This is a genomic window from Prosthecobacter sp. (genome assembly GCF_044373815.1).
Lineage (GTDB): Bacteria > Verrucomicrobiota > Verrucomicrobiia > Verrucomicrobiales > Verrucomicrobiaceae > Prosthecobacter.
The window spans coordinates 1-6,074 of sequence record NZ_JBIPNG010000410.1 but is presented as its reverse complement, the minus strand read 5'-3'; the positions used below and the strand labels follow the sequence as shown (position 1 = coordinate 6,074).

General features: G+C 56.3%; 6 protein-coding genes. 5 read left to right on the top strand and 1 reads right to left on the bottom strand.

What is annotated here, in order from left to right; translation table 11 throughout:
* The first annotated feature begins 88 nt into the window (after nucleotides 1-88).
* The 5 genes from ACIREA_RS24600 to ACIREA_RS24580 all read left to right on the top strand — a co-directional run bounded on the left by ACIREA_RS24600 (nucleotide 89) and on the right by ACIREA_RS24580 (nucleotide 5,270).
* A complete protein-coding gene (locus ACIREA_RS24600; RefSeq protein WP_397384981.1) occupies nucleotides 89-547 on the top strand; it encodes a hypothetical protein in 459 nt (152 codons plus the stop codon).
* Between the two features lie 5 nt (nucleotides 548-552).
* A complete protein-coding gene (locus tag ACIREA_RS24595; RefSeq protein WP_397384980.1) occupies nucleotides 553-2,643 on the top strand; it encodes a WD40/YVTN/BNR-like repeat-containing protein in 2,091 nt (696 codons plus the stop codon).
* Nucleotides 2,636-4,219 carry a right-handed parallel beta-helix repeat-containing protein gene (locus ACIREA_RS24590; RefSeq protein ID WP_397384979.1) on the top strand — a complete coding sequence of 528 codons (1,584 nt, stop codon included), beginning with the start codon at nucleotides 2,636-2,638 and terminating at the stop codon, nucleotides 4,217-4,219. The genes ACIREA_RS24595 and ACIREA_RS24590 overlap by 8 nt, the downstream gene beginning before the upstream one ends.
* A gap of 274 nt (nucleotides 4,220-4,493) precedes the next feature.
* Complete coding sequence (locus tag ACIREA_RS24585; protein ID WP_397384978.1) at nucleotides 4,494-4,700, top strand: hypothetical protein; 207 nt, start codon at nucleotides 4,494-4,496, stop codon at nucleotides 4,698-4,700.
* 225 nt (nucleotides 4,701-4,925) lie between these two features.
* Nucleotides 4,926-5,270 (top strand): hypothetical protein, encoded by a 345-nt coding sequence (locus tag ACIREA_RS24580; RefSeq protein WP_397384977.1) that lies wholly within the window; start codon nucleotides 4,926-4,928, stop codon nucleotides 5,268-5,270.
* A 68-nt stretch (nucleotides 5,271-5,338) separates the two neighbouring features.
* Here the strand turns inward: ACIREA_RS24580 and ACIREA_RS24575 are convergent, their stop codons facing one another.
* Nucleotides 5,339-6,067 carry a DUF932 domain-containing protein gene (locus ACIREA_RS24575; protein WP_397384982.1) on the bottom strand — a complete coding sequence of 243 codons (729 nt, stop codon included), beginning with the start codon at nucleotides 6,065-6,067 and terminating at the stop codon, nucleotides 5,339-5,341.
* Between the last annotated feature and the right edge of the window lie 7 nt (nucleotides 6,068-6,074).

The following is a 6,074-nucleotide window of genomic DNA, read 5'->3' as shown; positions in this document are numbered from 1 at the left end:
TTTGATGATCCAGAGCCGAACCATGCGCTCGCTGCGGCAGAAGGTCTCGCAGACGTCCACACGGTTCATGCCACGCAGCAGGCAGCGCATGGCGGCCAGCCTTGATATAGCTGCGCTTGTTGGGCGCGGCCTCCATCGCCGCCTGGAGTTGCTCCAGCGTGGCGTTGTCCACATCAGGTCTGAGTTCTTGCGCTCTCAACAACCATCCTCAAAGCACTGCCGCCCGTTTTGTACAGCACTTTTTGCTCCGCTATCCGGAAATCAGTTTTGGAAATCGCTATATCTGTCTGGAAATGCGGGCTATGCCTATGTGGCACTGGCGATCCTCTTCTGGGCCATCTCGCAGGATTTGCAGCGCTACCAGCCGCTCGTGCGCGTGAGTGGCTGGATCATGGTCATCGCCGGTCCGGCTTATCTGTCGATTGATCTGCAATGCCCTCTGCCGCTGTGGTGGGTGCTCATGGACAGCCTCAGTTGCCTGCTCATCGGCCTTGCGCTGCTCTGGGCTTGCCCGCTTGCAAAGAAGACACACTCAGCCGATTGCTGAGTAGGATGGCTGTCTCTCTGGCGTTTCAATACTCCATGCGCCTGCTCTCTCTTCTCTTGATCACCACCTCCGCTTTCGCGGCTGAAACCTGGCAACCCTTTGGCCCCGGTGGTGGCGGCTGGATCGAGGATGTGGTGGCGCATCCAGTGAATCCAAAAGAGGTCTGGGCTATGACGGATCTGAGCGGGCTGTTTCGCTCGCAGGACGCGGGTTTGACGTGGCGGAAGATGTCGGCGGATGTGGAGCGTGGTGTTTTGGCCAGAAAGCAGATCGTCTCGCACAATCGGCAGTTCGCCATCGATCCGAAGGAGCCGCAGCACATGTATTGGGGCACCTGCGGCATGATCTGGGCCAGCCATGACGGCGGCGTGAGTTGGCAGGCTGTTTTTGGCAAAGCTCCGGCCGTGGGTGATGACCAGACGCCAGCCATCGGCCATGCCATCGCGGTGTCGGCGAACGGTGGTTTGTATGCGCTGGATCATGACAGCGTGCTGCGGGTCTCGCGGGATCGAGGCGCGACGTGGATCGAGCTGGCGAAGCCGCCTGTGGCGAAGAATAGCCGCGATACGCCCGCGTTTCCTTTCTTCCTGGCCGATGGCACGCTCTGCATCTCCTGTCGGCCCTCTCCGGGCCTGGCGATCTCGCGCGATGATGGCAAAACGTGGGAGCTGAAGCTGCCGGAGAGCATCATCCTCACCGCGCGCGCCACGCCGACGGGCAGTGGGTTGTTTGTGTTTGATTCGACCGGCAAACTGCATCGCAGCAGCGATGGCGGCGCGAGTTTCGTCATCGTCAAAGAGTCGCCGCACAAGTGGGAGCCGGGGTTGCGCTTTGCGGGTGGCCTTGCGGTCGCGAGTGGTGGCAAGGTCATGCTGTGGGCGCTCGGCGAACTCGTGGTGAGCAGTGATAACGGCGACACTTGGACGCGGCATCGCATCGAGAAAAACTGGGATCGCGGCAGCTATCCCGGCATGAACCGATACGCCTCGCCCGAGGGCAAATGCAGCTCTCTCGCCGTCACCGCGGACGGCAGCACCTGGCTGAAATGCGACAGCTCACTCATGTGCCGCAGCACGGATTTCGGTGTGAGCTGGACCGGCAGCACGGTGGGCCTGCAAGTGCTCTGCTACTTCCAAGGCCCAGCCATCAGCCCGCATGATCCGCAGCAGGCCATGGTCGCCGCTTTAGACCAAGGCGTCTTCAAAACCAATGATGGTGGCGCTTCATGGCAGCCCATGCGCATCCAGACTGAATGGTGGAATGACGAATGGCAGAACCACGACGGCAGTGTGGTGAAGGCGCATCCGAAGCTGCCGAAGACTTGGTTTGCCATCATACACGGCCACGGCGGCACGCGGCACCCACGTCTGCATCGCACTGATGACGGTGGCGAGACGTGGAAGCTCGTGCTCGACCTCAAAGAGAAGTTCGGCGGCGAATGGGGCAAATGGCTCGACGACAGCGAGATGGGCGATTTGTGCTTCGATCCCTCGAATGCCAATGTGATGCACCTAGCGAACTACCAGCTCGGTGTGTTCAAAAGCAGCGATGGCGGCCAGACGTGGAAGCACACGCTGAAAACGAAGAACGGCCTCAGCCTCGTCACCAGTCCCAGCGGCCAGCATGTTTATCTGCAATGCGTGAAGCGAACCGGCCTCTTTGCCAGCCATGATCGCGGTGAGACCTGGGAGGTCGCCCATGCCGCCGATGGCGTGGACGGCCTCGCGCATCATCCGAAGGATGAGAACACCCTCTTCATCAGCGACGGCCAGCACGAGAACTACTGGAGCTACAAAGGCGCACGCCCCGCCAAGCTCCTGAAAAGCACCGACGCCGGAAAAACCTGGACCCAACTCGCCGCACTCGACAGTGGCCCGCTCTACATCGACCCCGTGAAGCCGGAAATCATGCTCATGAGCACCCTGCATGGTGGCAAAGGTATCCTCCGCAGCACCGATGGCGGCCAAACGTGGCACGACTTCCATCACGATGCCCCCAGCTACACTGCCCGAGGCTTCACCTACGGCGGCCAGCCCGACAGTGTCATTTATCACATGTTTGGTATCATGGCCCGCACCACGAAAATCCATGACTAAATTGCTTCCTTTCTTTTTCCTGGCCACCTTGAATGCGGCGGACTCCACCACGCCTGGCGAGATCACCACACCGTTTCCGACAATGAGCAATCTCGCGGTCGAATGGCAAATGGAGGGCGATGACGATCTTGATGCAACCTGTGAGATGAAGTTTCGCAAAGTCGGTGCAACTGAATGGCGGAGCGGCATGCCGTTGCGGCGGGTGCCCTCAGGATCAAGCCAGAAGACCGAGCCAATCATCACTTGGACGAATCGCTTGAGTGGCAGTGTATTCGATTTGGAAGCTGGAAAGGACTACGAGATCGAATTGAAGCTGCGAGATCCCGATGGCGGTTCGGCGACGAAAATCATAACGGCATCGACACGACCTGAACCCATCGCGAAGGCCGATGCAGTCATCAAAAAGGGAACCAAGGCCGATATGAACGCCGTGAAGCCCGGCGAGGTGCTTTTACTCGCCGATGGCGATTACGGCGCGGCGACCTTCAATCGTGATGGCGAGCCTGAAAAGCCCATTGTATATCGCAGCACGAGCGGGAAGGCTGTTTTCAGAGAGATCAGTCTCACGAATCGGAAGTGGGTGTATCTCGAAGGTCTCACGGTGAATGGCCCGGTGCGCTTGAATGGCACGGAGCACTGTGTCGTGCGGCGCTGCACCATTCGCTCGCAGTTTGGCATCAAGGCCTACAAGCCGGGCATGATGAATGCCTGCATCGAGGACAACACCATCACCGGCATCCGCGAATGGAAGCCGGAGATCATGGGCGCGGGTGGCGACAACGAGGGCGAGGGCATCCAGTTCACCGGCAGCGGCAACGTGATCCGCCACAACCGCGTCTCCGGCTTCCGCGACTGCATCAGCCACATGGAGGATGACGGCGCAGCCGAACAGAGCTGCAACGACATCCTCAACAACGACCTAAGCGCCGGTCTCGACGACGGCATCGAGACTGATTTTGCGCTGCACAACTGCCGCGTCATGCGCAACCGCCTCACCAACTGCTTCGTCGGCATTTCCTCGCAGCCCGGCCTCGGCGGCCCGAACTACTTTCTCCGCAACGTGATGTTCAACATCATCCACGAGCCCTTCAAAATTAGCCGCTTCAGCCAGGGCGATATCATCATGCACAACACCGTGATCAAAGCCGGTGACGGCCTCGGCATTCACACCAGCGAGCCCTTTGATCATGCCGTGATCACCCACAATCTCTTCATCGGTGGCAAACCACCCACGGCGACCTACGGCGGCTACTCCACCGGCCGCGGTCGCGCCATCGATGTGCAGCACTTCGGCGAAAACTGCATCATCGACCACAACGCCTACGCAATCGTTGGAATGCTCTTTGAGGGCAAAATTCGAGCATGGAGCTTCACTCAGCTCCCCGGCACCGAGATCGAGAAACATGGTCGCATCCTGAATATGACGGTTCCATTTCCGTACGATCCCTCGCAGGTTTACGAGCCACCAGACCTCTCCAGGGTGACGGAGGCGGGAGCTTATGCGGACGAGAAAATGCCCATATATGGACCTCGGCATTTTCAAAAGAAGGGAGCAACGCAAGGCACAGTTCATTGAATCGCTGTCACGGATGTTGTTTCGGCTATTTTCCGTGTTTTCAATCAAGACGAACGATACCTAACAAACATGAAGTAGAACGAAATCAGTCACAGGCGCAACAATTAGGTTTCCGCCAGGAACTTCTCGAACATGGGACCGCGAACAGCGCGATCCCGCAAAAAGGCTATCTAACTCTCGATGATTAGCCCAAATCTTTAGATCGTCAGAACTACGCCAAGCGCCATCTCATCGAAAACTCTTTCCAACGCATGAAAGCAAACCTCGCTCTCTTATGGCAGAGACTACCTATGCACTACAGGAGTGGTCGAAGAGAAACAAATCCACTGAAGGCTTCGTGTCCGACTGCCTCGACTCGTTCATTCAGGGGATGATGGGTCGACATTTTGCCGGAGATGAAAAGGCCAAGCGCGATGCGGAGAGCTTCGAAGCAGAGGGAAAACAGATCGCCAATGGATACTGGCAACATTATCAATATTGATGAAGAGCTTCAAACATACTGAGGAAATGAGGATCACTGAACTTGAATTGAGAGCCAGCTTGTCTGCCAAATATGGTGTGGAATTTGCCCCCCGACCAGACCCTGAAGTGCAAATCAGCAATTAAGTCCATCCAATTCACAACGATACAAATAAGGCATACCTTTTTCAGGACAAGCACATTACGATAGAAAAAAGACCATGTCTGCTTGAACGGTTCCACGATTTTGACCCACGCCATTCAAGGCTATCGAAAAGTTACAAAAACACCACTCTATGCGTGGATACTTTTGGCCATTTGTTTGGCAGACATCCTCCTTTTGTCTTCAATTTCCAATCCACCTTCCGTTTATTCTCCGTCTTTGAGCAAACCTGCGCCTGCGTCCACGAACAAGAATATTTATTTTTTCTATATGGTGACTGCGGTGGGCGTCATTCGATCTTTTCTCGACAAACGAACCTTTGTAATAATCAACACAAGCAACCAAGTGTTCCAAACTCCTGATCTGGAAAATGCTGACACAGTTGATCGAATTCTCCAAGCATTAAATCAAGTGACGAGGCGTGCATAGCACAGTCGCTGATAGCTAACGAAAAGCCAAACCCGCGCCGGCGGTGAGCCGACGCGGGGACTTATCTCTCAAGCGGACAACCCGACATGGGTATCGAGCAGGCCATGCAACGCCTCCGTGCGTTTTGGCAACTCCGCGAGGTTGCCTTCCTTCAACGATTCGGTGAACGCGTTCAACAAGCTCCACACGTTCCGTCCTTCAAAAGCATCATGTCGAGGCTCGCGCCACTCATGCAGCACGGGTGGAATGAGACGATTGCTGCACACACCGACATCCGTGGCGCGGATGACGAGGTCATGGGCTTCGATGTCGGTGATCTCGGCTTCTTTATAAGCCGCAATGCGTTTGTCCTGATCATGCCATTTGGCGAGCAGGAGTCCGATGGATCGGCTCACTAGTTGCGGCAGGTCGCGAACGATGAACCGGGTGTGTTTGCGGGCGAATTTGATCTCACCGGAGAACGATAAATTGTCACAAACGAAGACGCTAGCCCCGGCGACGATACCGGCGTGGAACGTCTTGTCATGGCTGTTACGCAGCCCAAGAACCCAGCAATAATCGTCGCTGGATTTCTGAAAGTGAACTTCCATGAGACCAAAGTAGCGCTGTCCTTCGTGGGACAACGAATGAGCCTGCGCGCCGATGCGCAGGTTGGTGGTCGCTAGTGTTCTGTCAGAGAAGTTCATTTGATAATATGATGAGATATGATAGCGGGTGGAATGAAGCCTGGACGTCCGATCCCACCGCTGGTTTTGAGTGATGAAGAGAAGGCCGAGTTGGAAAAAACAGTGCGTCAGCGCACTG